General features: G+C 39.0%; 17 protein-coding genes. All 17 read left to right on the top strand.

The genetic code is table 11. From position 1 onward, the window contains the following. Positions 1 to 322 precede the first annotated feature (322 nt). The 17 genes from ACQKNX_RS24725 to lysS all read left to right on the top strand — a co-directional run bounded on the left by ACQKNX_RS24725 (position 323) and on the right by lysS (position 20,648). On the top strand, positions 323 to 2,716 hold the full coding sequence (locus ACQKNX_RS24725; protein ID WP_427431214.1) for a SpoIIE family protein phosphatase: 2,394 nt from the start codon (positions 323 to 325) through the stop codon (positions 2,714 to 2,716). A 28-nt stretch (positions 2,717 to 2,744) separates the two neighbouring features. Continuing rightward, complete coding sequence (gene tilS / locus ACQKNX_RS24720; RefSeq protein ID WP_427431213.1) at positions 2,745 to 4,151, top strand: tRNA lysidine(34) synthetase TilS; 1,407 nt, start codon at positions 2,745 to 2,747, stop codon at positions 4,149 to 4,151. 69 nt (positions 4,152 to 4,220) lie between these two features. Beyond that, the gene (hpt, locus tag ACQKNX_RS24715) at positions 4,221 to 4,763 is read left to right on the top strand and encodes a hypoxanthine phosphoribosyltransferase (RefSeq protein ID WP_228134267.1); all 543 of its coding nucleotides are present in this window, start codon (positions 4,221 to 4,223) and stop codon (positions 4,761 to 4,763) included. 292 nt (positions 4,764 to 5,055) lie between these two features. Next, on the top strand, positions 5,056 to 7,083 hold the full coding sequence (gene ftsH, locus ACQKNX_RS24710; RefSeq protein WP_427431212.1) for an ATP-dependent zinc metalloprotease FtsH: 2,028 nt from the start codon (positions 5,056 to 5,058) through the stop codon (positions 7,081 to 7,083). A 121-nt stretch (positions 7,084 to 7,204) separates the two neighbouring features. Continuing rightward, a complete protein-coding gene (locus ACQKNX_RS24705) occupies positions 7,205 to 8,038 on the top strand; it encodes an aldo/keto reductase (RefSeq protein WP_427431211.1) in 834 nt (277 codons plus the stop codon). A 239-nt stretch (positions 8,039 to 8,277) separates the two neighbouring features. Beyond that, positions 8,278 to 9,045, top strand: coding sequence for a type III pantothenate kinase (locus ACQKNX_RS24700; RefSeq protein ID WP_427431210.1), 768 nt, complete (start codon positions 8,278 to 8,280; stop codon positions 9,043 to 9,045). Between the two features lie 21 nt (positions 9,046 to 9,066). Continuing rightward, entirely contained in the window at positions 9,067 to 9,948 is an 882-nt protein-coding gene (gene hslO / locus ACQKNX_RS24695) for an Hsp33 family molecular chaperone HslO (protein WP_427431209.1), read from the top strand. Continuing rightward, the gene (locus ACQKNX_RS24690) at positions 9,932 to 10,897 is read left to right on the top strand and encodes a peptidyl-prolyl cis-trans isomerase (protein WP_340821425.1); all 966 of its coding nucleotides are present in this window, start codon (positions 9,932 to 9,934) and stop codon (positions 10,895 to 10,897) included. Before hslO ends, ACQKNX_RS24690 begins: the two co-directional genes overlap by 17 nt. Positions 10,898 to 11,049: 152 nt before the next feature. Continuing rightward, positions 11,050 to 11,979, top strand: coding sequence for a cysteine synthase A (gene cysK / locus ACQKNX_RS24685; RefSeq protein ID WP_427431208.1), 930 nt, complete (start codon positions 11,050 to 11,052; stop codon positions 11,977 to 11,979). Positions 11,980 to 13,197: 1,218 nt separating this feature from the next. Continuing rightward, on the top strand, positions 13,198 to 14,577 hold the full coding sequence (locus tag ACQKNX_RS24680) for an anthranilate synthase component I family protein (RefSeq protein WP_427431240.1): 1,380 nt from the start codon (positions 13,198 to 13,200) through the stop codon (positions 14,575 to 14,577). Further along, positions 14,574 to 15,173, top strand: a complete 600-nt coding sequence (gene pabA, locus ACQKNX_RS24675; RefSeq protein ID WP_427431207.1) for an aminodeoxychorismate/anthranilate synthase component II — start codon at positions 14,574 to 14,576, stop codon at positions 15,171 to 15,173. Before ACQKNX_RS24680 ends, pabA begins: the two co-directional genes overlap by 4 nt. After that, the gene (gene pabC / locus ACQKNX_RS24670; protein WP_427431206.1) at positions 15,157 to 15,996 is read left to right on the top strand and encodes an aminodeoxychorismate lyase; all 840 of its coding nucleotides are present in this window, start codon (positions 15,157 to 15,159) and stop codon (positions 15,994 to 15,996) included. Before pabA ends, pabC begins: the two co-directional genes overlap by 17 nt. Positions 15,997 to 16,009: 13 nt before the next feature. Further along, the gene (folP, locus tag ACQKNX_RS24665) at positions 16,010 to 16,864 is read left to right on the top strand and encodes a dihydropteroate synthase (RefSeq protein ID WP_427431205.1); all 855 of its coding nucleotides are present in this window, start codon (positions 16,010 to 16,012) and stop codon (positions 16,862 to 16,864) included. Continuing rightward, positions 16,864 to 17,229 carry a dihydroneopterin aldolase gene (gene folB / locus ACQKNX_RS24660; protein WP_340821420.1) on the top strand — a complete coding sequence of 122 codons (366 nt, stop codon included), beginning with the start codon at positions 16,864 to 16,866 and terminating at the stop codon, positions 17,227 to 17,229. The genes folP and folB overlap by 1 nt, the downstream gene beginning before the upstream one ends. After that, positions 17,229 to 17,750 (top strand): 2-amino-4-hydroxy-6-hydroxymethyldihydropteridine diphosphokinase, encoded by a 522-nt coding sequence (folK, locus tag ACQKNX_RS24655; RefSeq protein ID WP_427431204.1) that lies wholly within the window; start codon positions 17,229 to 17,231, stop codon positions 17,748 to 17,750. Before folB ends, folK begins: the two co-directional genes overlap by 1 nt. A 118-nt stretch (positions 17,751 to 17,868) precedes the next feature. Further along, positions 17,869 to 18,909 (top strand): tRNA dihydrouridine synthase DusB, encoded by a 1,041-nt coding sequence (gene dusB / locus ACQKNX_RS24650; protein WP_427431203.1) that lies wholly within the window; start codon positions 17,869 to 17,871, stop codon positions 18,907 to 18,909. Positions 18,910 to 19,145: 236 nt separating this feature from the next. Next, the gene (gene lysS, locus ACQKNX_RS24645) at positions 19,146 to 20,648 is read left to right on the top strand and encodes a lysine--tRNA ligase (protein ID WP_427431202.1); all 1,503 of its coding nucleotides are present in this window, start codon (positions 19,146 to 19,148) and stop codon (positions 20,646 to 20,648) included. Positions 20,649 to 21,561 lie beyond the last annotated feature (913 nt).

Genomic DNA, 21,561 nt, shown 5'->3' with positions numbered 1-21,561 from the left:
TCAATATCTTTATGGAAAAAGTTTAATAAAAATCTAATAAAGTTGAAAAAACGTGTATTAGCTTAATGAAAAGACAAAGAAAGGAAGAATTTGAACGCGAAAATTGACATTAGTACCATAAATACAGTTAATAGTGGAATATTGCGAAAAATTATTACTGCAAACATGTACAGCTACCCATTTTTTTAGTAGTTACTGACAATTATCGTATTTATGCATATGTATTCGTCGAAATGTTTATATTTTTTTTTGCCATCGTCAGACAATCTTTCCACACATAATTTCTTATAATAACGAAAAAGTGTAGAAAGGGGATTATGAAATGACTAGTGTTGAATGGTATGAAACAGCGAATGTAGACGACCAAAAATCGGGGGCGAGAAAAAGGCAATTATTGATAGGTTCCCTATTTTTTTTAACATCCTTTTTTTTAGCTCAATCTGTTGTGTTTGAAGCAGCTGTACCTTTCTCTGTACCTTTTTGGGCGATAATTCGCAGTAAGTATAAAGAGTATGCGAAATTCGTATTATTTGGCGGTTTAATAGGCTGCTATTTCCTAGGTTTTGGACAAGTCCTCATTCTAGCATTACAAATAGGCATGTACGAGTGTATAATGCGATTCCGATATTGGCGACTCCCTCAAAGCATTGCCGTTTCTCTCGCTGTACTAAGCGTGCAAGTACTGTGGCAGGGCATCATGTACCAGGGTCTTCCGCCTGTGCTTGTGCAATTTTATGTAGGGTGTGAGGTTGCCTTAGCACTTATTATGACATTATTTATGCAAGTGCTCTTCGTCAACTCATATGAGTGGTTTACAAGCAATTGGACATATGAAAGGCTTGGCTCAGCGCTAGTCGTATTTGCAGCTATGCTAACAGGAATGCAAGCGGTCGTCATTAGCTATTTTTCATTGCCGATTTTTTTATTGCAGCTACTAATTTGTTTTGGTGCATTTGTAGGAAGTGTGCCACTAGCGACAGTTATAGGAGCGATACTCGGGACGCTTATCGGGGTGGCCAAGCTATCGTTTACAGGGATGTTATCAGTAGCTACCTTAACAGGTCTTTGTGCAGGTGTGGGAGCGCGTGCAGGGAGGTTTGGTGTTGCGATTGGTAGTATCTTGCCAAGTGTGTTTTTTTTATTTTATGATGCAACATTACCTTTAGATAGCGTGTATTTCACTTCAATTGCTATAGGCAGTATTATTTTTTTAGTTATTCCTAAAAGCTATTCAGATAAAGTACGGAATAAGCTTTTTCCACAACGGGAAGAAGTGTTATTAGCAAGGCAGCATTGGTTGACAGAGCATGTTACATTTAAGCTAGAGCACTTTCAACACTTTGTTCATTTCATGAAAGAGCTAGTCTTTGAACGCTTTATGACGGCACCTGTAGCGGTGAAGGAGGAAGTGGCCCCTATGAATACATGTTTAAGCTGTTTTCGCCATGATCGGTGCTGGGGGGCACAAAATAATGGCATGGACAAGCTTATGACGGATTGGTTTCATATGAAAGGGGTAGGCAAAGAATCAGCTATCCACCGAGTAGAAGAACAAATACGTTATAAATGTGTTAAATCAACGAAAATATTCGAGGAGTTAGATACTGAACTTTATAGAGAGCGTATTAATGGCCAGTATTTTCACGGTAAAAAAATGATTGCACTACAGCTACGTGATATGAGTAACCACCTTAATCAGCTCATCGCTGAGATGAAAGAAGAAACGATTTCATTCGTTAGTGTGGAGAAGGATATTGTGCAACGATTGAAGGATGCCCATATAGAATGTTTTCAACTTGATGTGCTGAGCAATAAAGCGGGAGCAAGAAAAATAGTGTGCGCGTTAGCACCTGCACGTGTCGATTGGGAAGAGGACACAACATTGGCTGAACGTATGATTTTACCAATTTTATATGATATTTTTGATGAACCATTTGAAATTGAAAAAGTAATTGAATGTGATGTACCATTTCGTCACATACAAATAAGCTTTAGGTCAGCTATTAGCTTTGAAGTAGAGTATGATATATATAGTATGTCAAAAGATGCAACACTATATTCTGGAGACTCCCATGCGCTATTCCAACTGCATCCAGGGCTATTTGCAATATTATTATCCGATGGTATGGGACAGAGTAAAGAAGCACAGCATGAGAGTAGAAAATTGATTCATTTAATGCGGGAATGCTTGAATTTCAATATGAATCCCGAGACTGCTATGCATACATTGCATTATGTGATGTCGCTTAAACAACAAGATGATATGTATGCAACGCTTGATTTTGCTCTAGTGGATTTACAACATGGTGATTTATGGTCTTGGAAGGCTGGGGGAATGTCCACCTATATTTTACGAGGTAAAGAGGTGTTGAAAGTAGAAAGTAATGCAGCGCCAGTTGGCTTTTTGTCGATTTCAGCGGTTGAGGCTGAAAAAAGAAAGCTTAAGGCAGGCGATGTCATTCTTATGCATTCAGATGGTCTGTTTTCAAGTGTTGCCGATTGGGATGAACAGGAAGAAGCATTTTTAGCATTCGCACAACAGGTAGCAAGTACAAATAAAACAATCCAAGATAAATTAACAACCATTATGCAGTCCTTCCAGACGTATTATGAAATAGAAGATGACTGTACAGTGTTGATGTTAGAAGTTACCCACGTCGTTCCAACATGGGCGGTATTTAAACCGGTTCAATATTCCATGAGTAAATCTTCATAAAAGAAAACGAAAAGGGGAGGAGAAGCGTTTGTCATTTGAATTAAAAGTTAAACAATTTATTGATGAAGAGCAATTACTACAGCAAGACGATCATCTTCTCATCGCCGTTTCGGGTGGTGTAGATTCAATGGCATTACTCCATTATTTTGTTAAAACAAAAGAACAATGGGGGATTGAAATCGAGGCAGTGCATGTCGATCATATGTTAAGAGGCGAGGCATCAGCGGAGGATCGAGCTTTTGTGCAAAAATATTGTGATAAATATGGTATTGTTTTGCATTCAACAGCGATTCCAATTCCAGAAATTATAGCGTCAGAAAATGGCAACTCACAGCTAGTTTGTCGTAGAGAACGTTATCGTTATTTTGGAGAAATCATACATACAACGATGGCAACCAAGCTTGTAACTGCACATCATGCGGACGACCAACTGGAGTCAGTATTAATGGCCCTGACGAAAAATGCCACGATGAATAGTATGCAAGGTATTCGCTCACAGCGTTTTTTTGAAGGAAAATCATTAATTCGTCCGTTTTTAACGGTTACAAAGTCTGAAATAAGGGAATATTTACAGAAGCAAGGCTTGAATTATCGTGAAGACGCGAGCAATACGAAAGATTCCTACGTAAGAAATCGCTTTAGACACCACGTAGTACCACTATTGGAGGCGGAAAACCCACGTGTAGCTGAGCAGACGAGTCGTTTTACAAAGCATTTGCAAGAGGATGATGCGTATTTAATGACACTTGCGCAAGACATATTTTCAAAAACAGTAAAATTATACAATGGAAATATGTGTAGTATGGAGATAGAAGCGTTTGAAATGGTAGCACCTGCTTTACAAAGGAGGCTCATTTTAATACTATTAAACTATCTTTACAAAGATTCAAATACGATACAAAGTTATGCTATCTTAACTTCGCTTTCAAAGCTTTGTGAAACAACATCTGGGTATGCTGAAATTCACTTGCCAGAAGGTTTTATAGCAGTTCGCCGTTATGGCAAATTGACGATTCAGAAAAGCGAATCATTAGAAAGTGAAATTTATCCTGAAAATGGGTTTGTTTTGACTGCTAATGGAGGGACGATATTAACAAACGGTGTTCGTCTATCTGTCGTTCGGCTATCTGAATTAGCACCTGAATTGCTTACGGACTCTGCACAACTTTTTTACTTCAACGCTAATAAACTTACACTTCCACTCTATATTAGGGCACGTAAGGAAGGAGACCGAATGCTGTTAAAAGGAATGGATAAGCCCAAACGTTTATCTCGCCTTTTTATAGATGAAAAGATTCCTTTAAATGAGCGAAATAGCTGGCCGTTACTGATTTCTCAATCTGACGAGGTCGTAGCGGTAATTGGTGTGCGTATGGGTATTTACTTTTCAACTACCCCGCAGCCAAGCGATGATACAGTGCTCATCGTAGACTAATGGTCTTTGTAAAATATTTCACCTACATACAGGTTGAAAATTTTTGAAACAACACGAGGAGGAATCGATATGTTACAAAATGACATCGAAAAAATTATGATTACTGAAGAACAACTGCAAGAAAGAATCGCTGTGCTAGGTGCCCAATTAACAGAGGAATATAAAGATTCATTCCCGTTAGCTGTTGGCGTACTTAAAGGTGCGATGCCATTTATGACAGACTTGATGAAACGTTTCGATTCTTTTATTGAGCTTGATTTTATGGATGTTTCTAGCTATGGTAATGCTACTGTCTCATCTGGGGAAGTAAAGATTTTAAAGGATTTAAATACAAGTGTTGAAGGGCGTGACGTATTAATTATCGAGGACATCATCGATAGCGGATTAACGCTTAGCTACTTAGTAGATCTATTTAAGTACCGTAAAGCAAAATCAATCAAAATTGTTACTCTTTTAGACAAACCGTCAGGACGAAAAGTAAATCTTGCTGCTGATTATGTTGGCTTCAAAGTTCCAGATGGCTTTGTAGTTGGTTATGGTTTAGACTACGCGGAAAAATACCGCAACTTACCATACATCGGTATTTTAAAACCGGAAGTTTATTCGTTTTAATGCTTAAATATCCGCTCGATTTCACGAGTGGGTACGAGTTAAAGCCTCCAGCGGCTGACATAGGTGTTGTGTTGTTAAGATACAATTCAATTACGGGCACACAAAAGCTGTGCCAAAAAGGAATCACCGGGTGCAAATAGGCTGGGATTTTAATTAGTAGGAATAAATATGTTTAGATTTCGACAAAATTCGAACGAAACTTTTTTTAAGTAAGGCTTTTCGTTGTATGATGAAATCATGATATGTTAAGATTTTACTTATAATTTTTCTGTTTGTAATGAGGAGGCTGGAGATGAATCGAATATTTCGATATACCATATTCTATTTACTGATTTTCCTAGTGATCATTGGTATATTTGGTACTTTCAACGGTGGTAAATCACCGACGAAAGAAATTACTTACCCAGAGTTTTTAGAAGCTCTTGATAAGAATGAAATTACAGAAGCAAAAATTCAACCTGATAAATCAGTATATATTGTTGAAGGTTCCATGAAAGGTTATGAAAAAGGCGAAAGTTTTACAGTTAACCTTCCCCGTGATAACCAATCATTGATGGATCGAATCGATGCTGCTGCTAAGGATAAGAATAGCAATATAGATTTCTTGAAAGCACCAGAAACGAGTGGATGGGTACAGTTCTTTACAGGTATTATTCCATTCATCATTATCATCTTCTTATTCTTCTTCCTAATGAGTCAATCTCAAGGTGGCGGCAATAAAGTAATGAGCTTTGGTAAAAGTAAAGCTAAGCTTTACGATGACCAAAAGAAAAAAGTTCGTTTTACTGATGTAGCGGGTGCAGATGAAGAGAAAGCGGAGCTTGTAGAAGTCGTAGATTTCTTAAAAGATCACCGCAAATTCACTGAAATTGGTGCTCGTATTCCAAAAGGTATCTTACTTGTAGGTCCTCCGGGTACTGGTAAAACATTACTTGCTCGTGCAGTAGCTGGTGAAGCTGGCGTTCCATTCTTCTCGATTTCAGGTTCTGACTTCGTAGAAATGTTTGTCGGCGTAGGTGCTTCACGTGTGCGTGATTTATTTGAAAATGCAAAGAAAAATGCTCCATGTATCATTTTCATTGATGAAATTGATGCTGTTGGTCGTCAACGTGGCGCTGGCCTTGGTGGTGGACACGATGAACGTGAGCAAACATTGAACCAATTACTAGTTGAAATGGATGGCTTCGGTGCGAACGAAGGTATTATTATTATCGCTGCAACAAACCGTCCAGATATCTTAGATAAAGCGTTATTACGTCCAGGTCGTTTTGACCGTCAAATTACAGTAGGACATCCTGATGTAAAAGGTCGTGAAGCAATTCTAAAAGTGCATGCACGCAATAAGCCTCTATCGGATTCAGTCGATTTAGCAGCTGTAGCACAACGTACACCGGGATTCTCTGGTGCCGATTTAGAAAACTTATTAAACGAAGCCGCACTTGTAGCTGCTCGTAAAAGTAAACGTTCGATTAATATGGCAGATATCGATGAGGCATCTGACCGTGTAATCGCAGGTCCAGCAAAAGCTAGCCGTGTTTACTCAGCAAAAGAGAAAAAACTTGTATCCTTCCATGAGGCTGGTCACGTTGTAGTTGGTCTAGAACTTGATGAAGCGGATACAGTTCATAAAGTAACGATTGTACCACGCGGTCAAGCAGGTGGTTATGCGATTATGTTACCGAAGGAAGAGCGTTTCTTCACTACGAAACAAGAGCTTTTAGACCGTATTGCAGGACTACTTGGTGGTCGTGTGGCAGAGGAAATTGTGCTAGGTGAAGTATCTACAGGAGCTCATAATGACTTCCAAAAGGTAACAAGTATTGCACGTGCCATGGTAACAGAATACGGCATGAGTGAAAATCTTGGTGCAATGCAGTTTGGGTCAAGTCAAGGAGGGAATGTATTCCTTGGTCGTGACTTCAATTCAGATCAAAACTACTCTGATTCAGTTGCTTATGAAATCGATAAAGAAATGCAAAAAATTATCGATACGCAATATGAACGTACTAAACGTATTCTGACAGAAAACCGTCAGTTACTTGATTTAATTGCGACAACATTAATGGAAAAAGAAACATTAAATGCGCAAGAAATTGAGCATTTACGTAATCATGGTGTCCTACCAGAACCGGAAGCGGTGGAAAACGATGAAGACGAAGCGCCAAAAGCTGAAGCACAACCGTCATTAGAAAAAGTCGGGAAACCTGTTCTTGAAAAAGAATTGCTAAGTGATGCGCCAACGCCAACAACAGCGGATTTACCAAAAGAAGGTTCGGATCAAAATGATGCTCCAAAAGGAATCGACGAAAAGCGTGAGTAATCACGTAAAAGACTGCTTATGAATTTTCATAAGCAGTCTTTTTCTTTGCCTTTTTTTAGTATGAAGCATTAGGATATAAATAGTATATTATGCATCTGCATAATGGATTGGAGTGTTGAACATGGGAAATGTAACATTGAACAATGGTCTAGAAATGCCTTTAGTAGGCTATGGTGTCTTCCGTGTGCCAGATGGAGATGATTTGGCTGAAGCTGTTAAAACTGCTATCGCAAAAGGTTACCGTAGTATAGATACTGCGCAAGTGTACCGTAATGAGGAAAGTGTTGGGCGAGGAATTCGCGCAGCAATTGATGAAGGACTAGTTTCGCGCGATGAACTTTTTGTAACGTCTAAAGTTTGGAATGATGGACTTTCTTATGAAGAGACACTTGTCGCATATGATAGTAGTTTAGAAAAATTAGGTTTAGATTATTTAGATTTATACTTAATTCATTGGCCAGGCTTAAATACGAACTATATTGATGCATATAAAGCACTTGAAAAAATTTATCAGGACGGCCGTGTTCGTTCGATAGGTGTAAGTAATTTCCATGTGCATCATTTAGAACTTTTATTAAAAGAAACTACGGTTATTCCGGTCATCAATCAGATTGAATTCCACCCTCATTTAACGCAAGAAGAAGTGCGTCACTACTGTAAAGAACACGGTATTCAAGTAGAAGCGTGGTCACCTTTAATGAATGGTTCATTGTTAGAGGAAGAGTTGATTCAACAGTTAGCGAGTAAATACAGTAAAACACCAGCGCAAATTGTGTTGCGATATGATGTTCAGCATGATGTTGTAACAATTCCAAAAACAATGACACCAACACGTATGACAGAGAACTTACATGTTTTTGATTTTGCTTTAACAGATGAGGAAATGGCACAATTAGATGCAATGAACGACGGCCTACGTTGTGGTCCTGATCCTGAAAAATTTAATTTTAAATAACGTTCAAGGAGCTACCTTCTAAAATTTAGAGTAGCTCCTTTTATCGTGAGTAGGAATGCTGTTTCAATGTCTTAAAAGTGTGGTATCATTTTCTAAAGTGTTCAAACTTTATTTGGCGTTCATTGAAGCGCCTTCTAAAAATAAAGTAGGAGCGACTAGTCATGGAAGTGGATTTGCACTACCGTTAAATGCAAATTAGCACATGGCATAAAGGTGAATTTGATATGGAGGCATCGTCCATGATTTTAGTTTTGGATGCAGGAAATTCAAATATAGTATTGGGAGTCTATAATACCAATGACCAGCTAGCTTTCCATTGGCGAATGGTAACAGATCTTCATAAAACAGAAGATGAATATGCGATGCAAGTACTTGCTTTTTTTAATCATGCAGGCATTTCATTTGAACAAATTACTGGCATTATTATATCCTCGGTTGTACCACCAATTATGTTTTCATTAGAATCTATGTGTCAAAAGTATTTTCGTAAAAAACCACTAGTAGTTGGACCAGGTGTAAAAACAGGATTAAATATTAAATATGAAAATCCTCGCGAGGTTGGTTCGGATCGTATTGTAAACGCTATAGCAGCACTGGATGCTTATAAAGCGCCGTTAATTATTGTGGATTTTGGTACAGCGACAACATATTGTTATTTGAATGAAAAAGGCGATTACATGGGTGGCGCTATTGCACCGGGAATTGCGATTTCAACTGAGGCACTTTATACGCAGGCAGCTAGGTTACCGCGTATTGAAATACTGCGCCCTACACATATTGTTGGAAAAACTACCGTTTCTGCGATGCAGGCGGGCATTTTTTATGGTTTTGTTGGGCAAGTTGAGGGCATTGTTAATCGCATGAAAGCACAAAGTAAGGAAGAGCCGCTTGTTATTGCAACAGGTGGATTAGCAAATTTAATTGCTGGAGAGACGCAAGCTATAGATGTAGTTGATCCATTTTTAACATTAAAAGGTTTATATAAATTATATAAACGTAACCAATAAGAAAAGAGGGACTTTTCATTTATGAAAGATTATTTAGTTCGCGGGTTAGGATTCAATGGGCAGGTGCGTGTTTTTGCAGCATGTACAACTGCAACAGTAGGGGAAGCACAACGTCGTCATAATACTTGGCCTGTTGTGTCGGCAGCTCTTGGTCGTTCAATGACGGCTGGTGTAATGATGGGAGCTATGTTAAAAGGTGAAGAGAAAATCACAATTAAAGTCGAGGGCAATGGTCCAATCGGTCCTATGGTGATTGACAGTAACGCACGTGGTGAAGTGCGCGGTTTTGTGACAAACCCTCACGTGCATTTTGATTTGAACGAACAAGGCAAATTAGATGTACGAGCTGGTGTTGGGACAGAAGGTGCGTTAACGATTGTAAAAGATCTCGGCTTACGTGATATGTTCTCTGGACAAACACCGATTGTATCTGGCGAAATTGCAGAAGATTTTACTTACTATTTTGCCACATCTGAGCAGGTGCCTTCATCTGTAGGACTTGGCGTATTGGTAAATCCGGATAATTCAATTCTTGCAGCAGGTGGCTTTATTCTTCAGCTTATGCCAGGCTGTGAAGAAGAAACGATTGATGCAATCGAACAGCATTTAGCAACAATTGAACCTGTATCAAAAATGATTGAAAAAGGTTTTACACCAGAGCAAATTTTAGAGGCTGTATTAGGAGAAGGAAAAGTCCAAATTTTAGATTCAATGCCGGTTGAATTTAAATGTCAATGTTCAAAAGAGCGATTTGGAGCAGCAATTTTAGGCTTAGGTTCACAGGAAGTTCAAGAAATGATCGATGAAGATGGGGAGGCAGAGGCACAATGTCACTTCTGCTTAGAAACATACCATTTCTCAAAAGAAGAACTAGAAGGGTTTATTGATGAGCTCAACGCGTAATCGTAGACCACAACCATCTTCAACATCAAACCAAACGCCTTTATTGCAACGCCGTTTAAAAACAAAACCGGCTTTAATAATTTTTACCATATTATTATTAGGAAATCTTTTATGGTTCATTGCTTGGTTAATTCCAAATAACGGTCAGGAAATCGGTAGCGACGAACAAGTCGCTGCCGTAGATGGCGATGTCATAACACGCCAAGAGTGGATGATTGCTATGGAAGAACGCTATGGTAAAGAGACACTCCAAAATTTAGTGAATGAATCAGTGATGGAAAAGGCAGCCGATAAATATAAAATAAAAGTGTCTGAAAAAGAAATTGATTTAGAGCTTGCGTTAATGCGTTCAGCTCAAGACAAATTCGATACAGCATTGCAAAATTTATCAGCTGAGCAGCTAAAACAGAAAATTCGCTCAGGTCTTATTTTAGATAAAGTACTGACTAAAGATGTAGTTATTAAAGAAGATAGTATTAAAAAATACTATGAAGAAAACAAAGCGTTATACAATACTGAAACAAGCTATCGTACGAATTTCATTGAGGTGGATTCAAAGAAGGCAGCTGACGAAGCGTTAAGTGAACTGAAAAATGGCTCTGATTTTTCTGTGCTTGCACGCGAAATTTCAATTGATAGCGCATCAGCTAGCTTAGGTGGAGATATCGGTTTCCTAACTGAAAAGCAGGGCAATATTGATCCAGCTATTTTGAAGGCAGCGAAAGCTTTATCAGCTAATGAGGTTAGTAAGGCATTTAAGTTAGATAACGGACATTACGGAATTGTGCAAGTTCAAGAAGTAATAGAAGGTCAATCCTTTACATATGACGATGTGAAAGAACATATCGAACGAGAGCTTGCGTTGGAGCAATTGCAACAATCTATAACACCAGAAGCATTTTGGTCGGAGTTTAAGGCAACTTGGTATTATGGTGAGGCAAAGAAATGATAAAAGGAAGCCAGGGAGTATCGTACTTTCTGGCTTCTAATAAATATTCTGAAAATATAAGTTTTATTGATTGACAATTCAACTAAAAAATTGATAAAATACAAAATAAGTAAAACCTATAAAAATAGTAGGGATTAGGAGTGGATTAATAAATGAGTAGATTAGCAAACTCGGTAGCTGAATTAGTTGGTAAAACACCAATCGTGAAATTAAATCATGCAACAGGTGAGAACGAAGGTACTGTTTATGTTAAATTAGAGTATTTTAACCCGGGAAGTTCTGTAAAAGACCGTTTAGCGTTAGCAATGATCGAAGCTGCTGAACAAGACGGTACGTTAAAACCAGGTGGCACTATTATTGAACCGACTTCAGGTAATACAGGGATTGGATTAGCAATGATCGCTGCAGCTAAAGGATATAAAGCAATCTTAGTAATGCCAGAAACAATGAGTTTAGAGCGCCGTAACCTGTTACGTGCATACGGTGCTGATTTAGTGTTAACACCTGGACCAGCAGGTATGAAAGGTGCTATCGCTAAGGCAGAAGAATTATCAGCAGAACACGGATACTTTTTACCACAACAATTCACAAACCCAGCTAACGCGGTTGTACACCGTTTAACTACAGGTCCAGAAATCGTAGAAGCATTTGATGGCTTAAAATTGGATGCATTTATTGCGGGCGTTGGTACAGGTGGTACGATTACAGGTGCTGGTGGCGTATTAAAAGAGAAATATCCAGAAATCGAAATTATTGCTGTTGAGCCAAAAGACTCTCCAGTACTTTCAGGAGGCCAACCAGGTCCACATAAAATCCAAGGTATTGGTGCTGGATTTGTGCCTGCAGTATTAGATACAGATGTTTATTCATCAGTATTCCCTGTGGAAAATGAAATTGCGTTTGATGTAGCTCGTAAAGTTGCGCGTGAAGAAGGAATTCTATGCGGTATTTCTTCAGGAGCGGCGATTTATGCAGCTATCGAAACTGCAAAACGTTTAGGTAAAGGCTCAAATGTTCTTGCAATTGTACCTTCAAACGGTGAGCGTTACCTATCTACACCTTTATATCAATTTGAAGACTAATTTGAATTTAAAAAAGGCTCATCTATGAGTCTTGCAGACTGTAGGCAAACTCGAAGTTTTTCGAATTTGTCTATAGTCCTTTTTTTATTTAAAACTAATATAGGTGATAACTACTGCCGTTGATTTCCGCTACGGTCGGGCGCTTTCCGCGGGCACAACGTAAGCCGCAACCCTCGCTAACGCGCGGTCTGTTGCGTCTTACGTACTGTGTGTTCTGAGCAGGAGTCGCCCGTCCTCCGCTCCAATCAACTAGTGTCAACACGCTCTTTCGAAGGAAAAAGTGAAAATACAGTACAATTATCGCACTTATGATTATATATGATATTTAGAGGTCTACTGCCGTTGATTTCCGCTACGGTCGGGCGCTTTCCGCGGGCACATCGTAAGCTGCAACCCTCGCTAACGCGCGGTCTGTTGCGTCTTACGTACTGTGTGTTCTGAGCAGGAGTCGCCCGCTCTCCACTCCAATCAACTTTATATGTATTGCTAACAGTCTACTATAAATAAAATAATCTATTTGAGGTGATGGAAAATGATGTCGAAGAACTAAATCAATGAACGTAAACAAGTAGAAATGCTGACAATTGACTAATTGGTGCCACAAGACCATTCAGTTGGAAAACTAGAGGCCGCGATTAATTTTTCGTTTATCTATCCATTAGTGGAAAACCTCTACTCATCTTTAGAGCGTCCAAGTATATAAATCGAATTTTGTGCCAATTACCCATTGTTATAACAATGTACAGAATGCAAGAATCATTAAAAACTTATTCAACGATATATATGGGAAACATACGGGGAAGTAGGGAGATGTAGTTAATACTCACCTGAAATTTTTAGCTCGCTGCGTTTTGTGGGATGTGTGACACTCCTGTAGGAAAACCAATTTTTGCGGCAGGCACCACTAAAATTAGTTGGAGACTTACCTGCTGAAAGGGAGTGCATGAAACCGAAATCAACAGTTTGCCTATACTCTAAAGAGACACCTATTATAGGAGTCTTTTTATTTTTGCGTTTTTGTGAAATAAACGGTGCGCTTGTTACTAAATGGTATTTGCATTGTGCTTGCAATCGGTTGTAGTAAGTGGGGTGTTTATAGTTATTTTTTGTTAGCAAAAAAAATTCGCATCTTTTCTTTTTTCTAGTTAAGATGGAATCACATCATATGATTCAAAGGGGAATAGCGACGTGAATACTTTATCAACTAAATCAATGAAGATGGACGCAGACGCGTTTTTTTATAGTTATAAGAAGCAAACAGAACATGAACAAGCCCATGTTTTTTTAGAGAGTGGACGTGGAGGGCACTATTCGATTGCAGCTTGGCAACCTTTAGCAACGGCCCAATCAATTGAAGGTGGTCTGCTAGTGAAGTGGAGAAATGGGAACAGTGAAATGTTAACAGGCGAGCCGCTTGATTTACTAGAACAATTAGTAGCTACCTATCAATTAACTTATGACCATGAGCTACCAGTTTTTCAGGGTGGTGCAATTGGCTTTGTGTCTTACGATTACGCTCGAAAAATTGAAGAGCTGCCTATAGTGGCATCGGATGATTTAATGGTGCCCGATATTTATTTTTATTTATTTGACTGTTGGGCGGTACATGATGTCTCGACAAATGCAGTGACGCTTATGAAGTTAGCAGACAGCGATGTGAATTTAGAAGAGCGCGCGCAAGCATGGCAAGTAGCGGCACAGGAAGGTTTACGTTTACGAAAATTTGAAAAGACAAGTGCTGTTGAAGTGCTGCATGATGAAAATGAATTACTTGTATCATTCGCAGGAACTGATTTTGAAGCTGCAGTGAGAAAAATCCAAACATATATAGCGCAGGGTGACGTGTTTCAAGTAAATTTATCGGTGCGTCAATCTAAAAAGTTAAATGCTACTGCGATGGATGTTTATGAGGCATTACGTACTTTTAATCCGTCACCATATATGGCATATATTGAAGCGCCTGAGTTTGCCGTTGTGTCGGGATCACCTGAGTTGCTAGTGAAGCGCCACGGTAATGAGTTATCAACGCGACCAATAGCAGGGACGCGTCCGAGAGGGAAGTCGGAAGAGGAAGACATTGCATTGGCGCAAGAATTAATTGATAACGAGAAAGAGCGAGCTGAGCATGTAATGCTTGTAGATTTAGAGCGTAATGACTTAGGGAGAGTTTCAGCATACGGTACTGTAGAAGTAGACGAGTTTATGGTGATTGAACGCTATTCACATGTCATGCATATTGTGTCAAATGTACGTGGTGAAATAGCTGACGGCAAGACAAATGCAGATGTTGTGCGAGCAATGTTCCCAGGCGGTACGATTACGGGGGCACCTAAAATTCGTACGATGGAAATTATTGAAGAACTGGAACCGGTACGTCGAGGATTATACACAGGTTCCATTGGCTGGCTAGGCTATACAGGGGATATGGAATTGAATATTGTTATTCGAACAGCATTTGTAAAAGATGGAATAGCTCATATACAAGCTGGTGCAGGTATTGTTATAGATTCTGTTCCAGAAAGAGAATACCAAGAGTCTTTAAATAAAGCAAAAGCGATGTGGCAGGCTAAGGCAATGGCAGAGGAGCGAGCAAAATGATTTTAATGATTGATAACTATGATTCTTTTACATATAATCTTGTGCAGTATTTTGGAGAATTTGGACATGAGTTAATAGTGAAAAGAAATGATTCGTTAACAGTTGAAGATATTGAAAAACTTGCGCCAGATATGATTGTTATCTCACCAGGACCTTGTAGTCCGAACGAAGCTGGTGAAAGTTTAAATATCATTCGATATTTCGCGGGAAATATTCCTATTTTAGGTGTTTGTCTCGGACATCAAGCAATTGCTCAAGTATTTGGTGGACATGTTATTCGTGCTGAGCGTTTAATGCATGGTAAAACATCTCCTGTGTTACATGCAGAATTAGGGCTACATGCAGGTATGCCAAATCCGTTTCAAGCAACACGTTATCATTCCCTTATTGTGGAGAAAGAGTCATTACCAGAGTGCTTGGACGTAACTGCATGGACTGAAGAAGGAGAAATTATGGGTATTCGCCATAAAGACTATCCAATTGAAGGTGTGCAATATCATCCGGAATCTATTATGACGGAACAGGGGAAAAAGCTGCTACGTCATTTTATCGAATTGTACGTACAAGGAGCGAAGCAAAATGCAGTGCTGGATTAATGGAAACTACGTAGCGGCGGATGAATTACGAATCTCACCGTTTGACCACGGCTTTTTATATGGGTTAGGTTTTTTTGAGACATTTCGTACTTACAATGGAAAAGTACTGTTTTGGGATGCGCATATGGAAAGATTACAAGCGGCACTATCGCAATTCCATATTCACATGCCATATACAAAGCAGAATTTGCTTGCTGTTTGTAAACAACTAAATGCAGCGGCGGATGGCACAGATGGTTATTTTCGTGTAAATGTCTCTGCTGGTGAGCATGGTATTGGGTTACAGCCGAGGGAATATACGCAACCAAATGTTATTGTTTTTCGTAAGGAATTACTTGATGCACCTCGTGGGCAGGAAAAAACTGCGCAATGGTTAGAGACAAGACGCAATACGCCTGAAGGAGAGTTTCGTGTAAAGTCACATCATTATGGCAATAACGTTTTAGGGAGATTTGAAATGCCTTCATTAGCCGCACAGGAAGGTTTCTTTTTAACAGAAGCAGGTTATGTTGCTGAAGGTGTTACATCAAATGTTTTCTGGGTAAAAGATGATATACTATATACGCCTTCTCTAGAAGCTGGTATTTTACCTGGGATAACGCGAGCATGGGTAATTGAGCGTGCACAATCACTAGGAATTGAAGTACAAGAAGGTCTTTTTACTAAAAATGATGTGGAACAAGGTTGCGAATGTTTTATTACAAACTCTGTGCAAGAGCTTGTTCCAATTTGTAGAATAGAAGATATACAGTTGTTAGGCAATAAAGGACCTATTTATTTGCGTTTACATGAAGCGTTTGTTAAAGAAGTGGAACAAGAATAGAAGGAGCGTCAAAATGCTAGAAAAATATACAACACCGTTAACGATTAACGGGATTACATTAGACTATACAAGCGAGACATTCGTGATGGGTATTTTAAATGTCACTCCGGATTCTTTTTCAGATGGAGGAAAATACAATAACGTCGAGGCGGCAGTAGAACAAGCAAAAAAAATGGTCGCTGATGGTGCCAAAATTATTGATGTAGGCGGCGAATCGACACGCCCTGGCTATGAGCGCATTTCTGATGAAGATGAAATTGCTCGCATTGTACCAGTGATACAGGCGCTAATAGCAGAAGTGCCAGCGATTATTTCAGTTGATACTTATAAAGCGAACGTAGCGCGTGCCGCAATTGAAGCGGGTGCGCACATTATTAACGATATTTGGGGTGCAAAGTCAGAACCTGCAATTGCACAGGTTGCTGCAGAACTAAATGTACCTATAATTCTAATGCATAATCGTGAAAACGTAGACTACGGAACTGATTTTTGGAAAACAGCAAAGGCTGATCTTGAAGAAAGTATTGCAATTGCGAAAAAGGCGGGTGTGCCGGACACGCATATTATTTTAGATCCAGGTATTGGGTTTGCTAAAACAACATCCCATAACATTGCAATGATGCAGCATCTTGCTGATTTAGTGGATATGGGTTACCCGGTTTTATTAGCTACTTCACGTAAATCGATGATCGGCAATATATTACAGCTTCCTGTAGAAGAACGAATAGAAGGTACGACTGCAACCGTTGTTTACGGTATTGAAAAAGGCTGCCATATGATTCGTGTGCATGATGTGAAGGAAATGGCACGTGCTTCGCAGATGACAGATGTATTAGTCGGCAAACGTGTATATGAGGAGGAAGCATAATGGACTATATTCATTTAAAGGACATGCAGTTTTATGGTTACCACGGTGTTTTAGCGGCAGAAACAACACTTGGTCAACGCTTTCGTGCCAATGTTTCGCTTGCGGTTGATATGACCGAGGCGGGAGAAACAGATGATTTAAAATACACTGTAAATTATGCGGAAGTGTATGAGCTATGTCGTGACATTGTTGAGGGTGAGCCATTTAAGTTAATAGAAGCACTTGTATCGAAAATTGCAAACAGTATACTTTCTGCTTATCCTGACAAGGTGAAAGGTGTTCGAGTTGAGCTCATCAAACCAGATCCTCCAATACATGGTTATTATAAAGAAGTTTCAGTTGAGCTTATTAGAGGTGATTTCTAATGAATGATGTGTATTTATCAATTGGAACAAATATTGGCGAGCGCTATGAAAACCTTCAGCATGCTATCGAGCTTTTGATAGGAAAAGAAAGGGTAGAGGTTGTACGTATATCTTCTATATATGAAACAGCTGCTGTAGGTTACACTGACCAAGCGGATTTTTTAAATATTGTGGTTTATATTAGAACGAGCTACTCTTCTTCGGAAATGCTAAAGGTTTGTCAGGCAGTAGAGAATGAGCTAGGTCGTGTTAGAGAGTTTCGATGGGGACCTCGAATCATTGACCTTGACATTTTGCTCTACAATCACGAAAATATTGAAACAGAGAGTTTGCTTGTGCCACATCCAAGAATGTATGAACGAGCTTTCGTGTTAGTGCCACTAATAGAAATTACGCCTACACCAGTAGGAGAGCAATTACAACGAGCGCATGAAACGCTGAAACAGTTAAATTGCCAAGAGGAAGGCATAATGCTATGGAAGGAATCATCGGATACGAGATTTATGCCTTCTTTGAAGTAACGAGCATAAATGGATGATACCTTATTATTTGTGGTTAACTTAACAATAACTGCCTAAGCATGAACAATAGATCTTTAGGAATGATAGGGTAAAAGCCCGTAGAAGGAGGAAATCGACGTTGAGTCAGACATCTGAGAAGCCGTTTCAAATTGGCGATATTGTTATGGACAACCGTGTCGTCTTAGCACCAATGGCTGGGATTTGTAACTCTGCTTTCCGATTAACAGTCAAAGAATTCGGAGCAGGGCTTGTATATGCCGAAATGATTAGTGATAAAGGGATCGTTAATAAAAACGAAAAAACGTTAGGTATGCTGTATATCGATGAACGAGAAAACCCCCTTTCATTACAAATTTTTGGTGGAGATAAAACGACATTAGTAGAAGCGGCGAAGTATGTAGACGAAAACACAACTGCTGATATTATTGATATTAATATGGGCTGTCCTGTTAATAAAATTATTAAGTGTGAAGCAGGCGCTCGTTTACTTTTAGATCCAAACAAAATATATGAAATGGTAGCAGCAGTTGTAGATGCTGTGAAAAAACCAGTCAGTGTCAAAATGCGCATCGGCTGGGATGATGAACATGTCTTTGCTATAGAAAATGCACAGGCTGTAGAACGTGCTGGCGCTTCAGCGGTAGCGGTTCATGGTCGTACGCGTGTGCAAATGTACGAAGGTAAAGCGAATTGGGATATTATTCGTCAAGTAAAGGAAAATGTAAATATTCCTGTGCTTGGCAATGGGGACGTTGAAACACCGCAAGATGCAAAACGTATGCTTGATACAACGGGTGTGGATGCGGTAATGATAGGACGTGCGGCATTAGGTAATCCATGGATGATTTATCGTACTGTCCAATACCTTGAAACAGGTGAGTTAAAAGACGAGCCCGGGGTTCGTGAAAAAATGGATGTATGTTTACTGCACTTTGAACGTCTACTGCAATTAAAAGGCGAGAGTGTGGCTGTGCGCGAAATGCGTAAACACGCATCATGGTATTTAAAAGGTATCCGCGGTAATGGTAAAGCTCGTAGTGCCATTAACCAAACCGAAACAGCAGTAGAGCTACGCGCTATACTAAATGGGATTGTGCAAGAATATGAAGAGCTTGATTCTGGTATTTTTGTATCTGAACAGAAAGAATTAATTGTATAAAGTGAAAGAGGCGTCTCAGTTTTATTTTGAGATGCCTCTTTTTTATATGATTCATGGAAAGAAAGATATAGAACAAACTAGTGTATAAGGAATAAATCTTTTTATGCTCACTTTAATTTTTAGAATTATTAATAATTTTAACTCTTTTGGAAATTAAACCGAAACAGATGAATACAGCTTTAAAATTGTGTACAATAGAAATATTATGGACGTAAACGCGGACAATTTAATAAGGAGTGAAACAAGTGTCAAACATAGAAGAGTTAAATGATCAGCTTTTGGTGAGACGTCAAAAGATGACTGCTATTCAAGAGAACGGACAAGATCCATTTGGTAGTCGATTTGAACGTACACATTTATCTACAGAAGTGCGCGAACAATTCGCAGATCAAACAAAAGAACAGCTAGAAGAAAACTTACAAGAAGTTATTATCGCAGGTCGTATTATGACAAAGCGTGGTAAAGGGAAAGCTGGATTTGCACATATTCAAGATTTAGGTGGCCAAATTCAAATCTACGTTCGTCAGGACCATGTTGGTGAAGAAGCTTATAACTTATTTAAACAAGCTGACCTAGGCGATATCGTTGGTGTACGTGGTAACGTATTCCGTACGCAAGTGGGAGAACTTTCAGTAAAAGCTGAAGGATTTACATTCCTAACTAAAGCGCTACGTCCTATGCCTGAAAAATTCCATGGCTTACAAGATGTAGAACAACGTTACCGTCAACGTTATTTAGATTTAATGACAAATGAAGATAGCAAAAATACATTTATTACACGTTCTAAAATTATACGTGCTATTCGCAACTATTTAGATAACGCAGGTTATTTAGAGGTGGAAACACCAATGCTTCATACTATTGCTGGTGGTGCAGCGGCTCGTCCATTCATTACTCACCACAACGCACTTGATATGGAACTATATATGCGTATCGCTATCGAGTTGCACTTAAAACGTTTAATCGTTGGTGGACTAGAAAAAGTCTATGAAATTGGTCGTGTATTCCGTAACGAAGGCATCTCAACTCGTCACAATCCGGAGTTCACAATGATTGAGCTGTACGAAGCTTATGCGGACTACAAAGATATTATGTCATTAACAGAAAACCTAATTGCACATGTAGCACAACAAGTACTTGGCACAACGTTAGTTCAATACGGTGAAGATGAGATCAACCTAGCAGTTGGTTGGAGACGTGTTCACATGGTAGATGCTGTTAAAGAAGCTACAGGTGTAGATTTCTGGCAACCGATGACGAAAGAACAAGCTCAGGCACTTGCTCAAGAGCATGGAGTGGAAGTAAAGGCTGCGCATGAAGTCGGCCATATTATTAACGAATTCTTCGAGCAAAAAGTAGAAGAAACTCTTGTACAACCAACATTCGTGTTCGGTCACCCGGTAGAAATCTCTCCTTTAGCGAAGAAAAATCCAGAGGACGAGCGTTTTACAGATCGTTTTGAGTTGTTTATCGTGCGTCGTGAGCATGCAAATGCCTTTACAGAACTAAATGACCCAATCGATCAACGTGAACGCTTTGAGGCGCAATTAGCTGAAAAAGAAGCTGGTAATGACGAAGCACACGAAATGGATAATGACTTTATTGAAGCTTTAGAATTCGGTATGCCGCCAACAGGTGGTTTAGGTATAGGTATCGACCGTTTAATCATGCTTCTTACAAACTCTCCATCAATTCGTGACGTATTATTATTCCCAACAATGCGCCACACTACAAAATAATATCTTATATAAGGAGATCCTTTATAAAAAGGGTCACTCAGCTTGTCGACAAAAGGGATTAAGAATAGAAATCTTAATTCCTTTTGTTATTTTTATTGTGAAAAATGGGTTTTTACTTTCGTCTTGCCATACTCTTCGAGCGTCCCCGCTCTATGAAGCTGTTTGCCATGTCCAAGTAGCCATTATAGTAGACTGCAATACATATAAGGGGAGGGTGGGCGACTCCTGCTCAGAACGCACAAAACGTAAGACGCAACAGACCGCGCGTTAGCGAGGGTTGCGACTTACGATGTGCCCTCGGAAAGCGCCCGCCCGTAGCAGAAATCAATGGCAGTAGTCATCCCTATATTAGTTTTAAATAAAAAAGGACTATAGACAAATTCGAAAAACTTCGAGTTTGTCTACAATCTGGGAGATCCTTTATAAAAAGGGTCTCTTTATTTTATTGTGAAATTATAAAAACAGAGGTATAGTAAAATTAATGTTTTAGAGTAACAATAAATGCAAAAACATTGAAGCTAGAATAAGCTATTAATAGCTTACTAATGACGTTTTTTTTATAAAATGATATTTTTGTAGAAAAACACTTGCAGAGATTCTAGAATCATGTTAAATTATTACTTGTCGCTAAGACGACGCAACATTAAGCATTACAAACTATTAATAACATCGCAAAAAAGTGTTGACATCAACATTACATAGTGGTAAGATATAAAAGTTGTCACTTCTTAAGGAAATAAAATATTTCAAAAAGTTGTTGACAAAGAAAATCGAAAAATGTTATTATATAAAAGTTACTGAAAATAAACGGTAACGAAATGAACCTTGAAAACTGAACAAGCAAAACGTAATCAATATAGTTTCTATTAACTAACTTCGTTAGTGAACGAAACGAAATTTTGGACATCAAAAT

The organism is Lysinibacillus sp. NPDC093712 (assembly GCF_050280025.1).
GTDB lineage: Bacteria > Bacillota > Bacilli > Bacillales_A > Planococcaceae > Lysinibacillus.
Note: the sequence above shows the minus strand (reverse complement) of the source record. Positions and strands in the feature narration are given on the sequence as shown.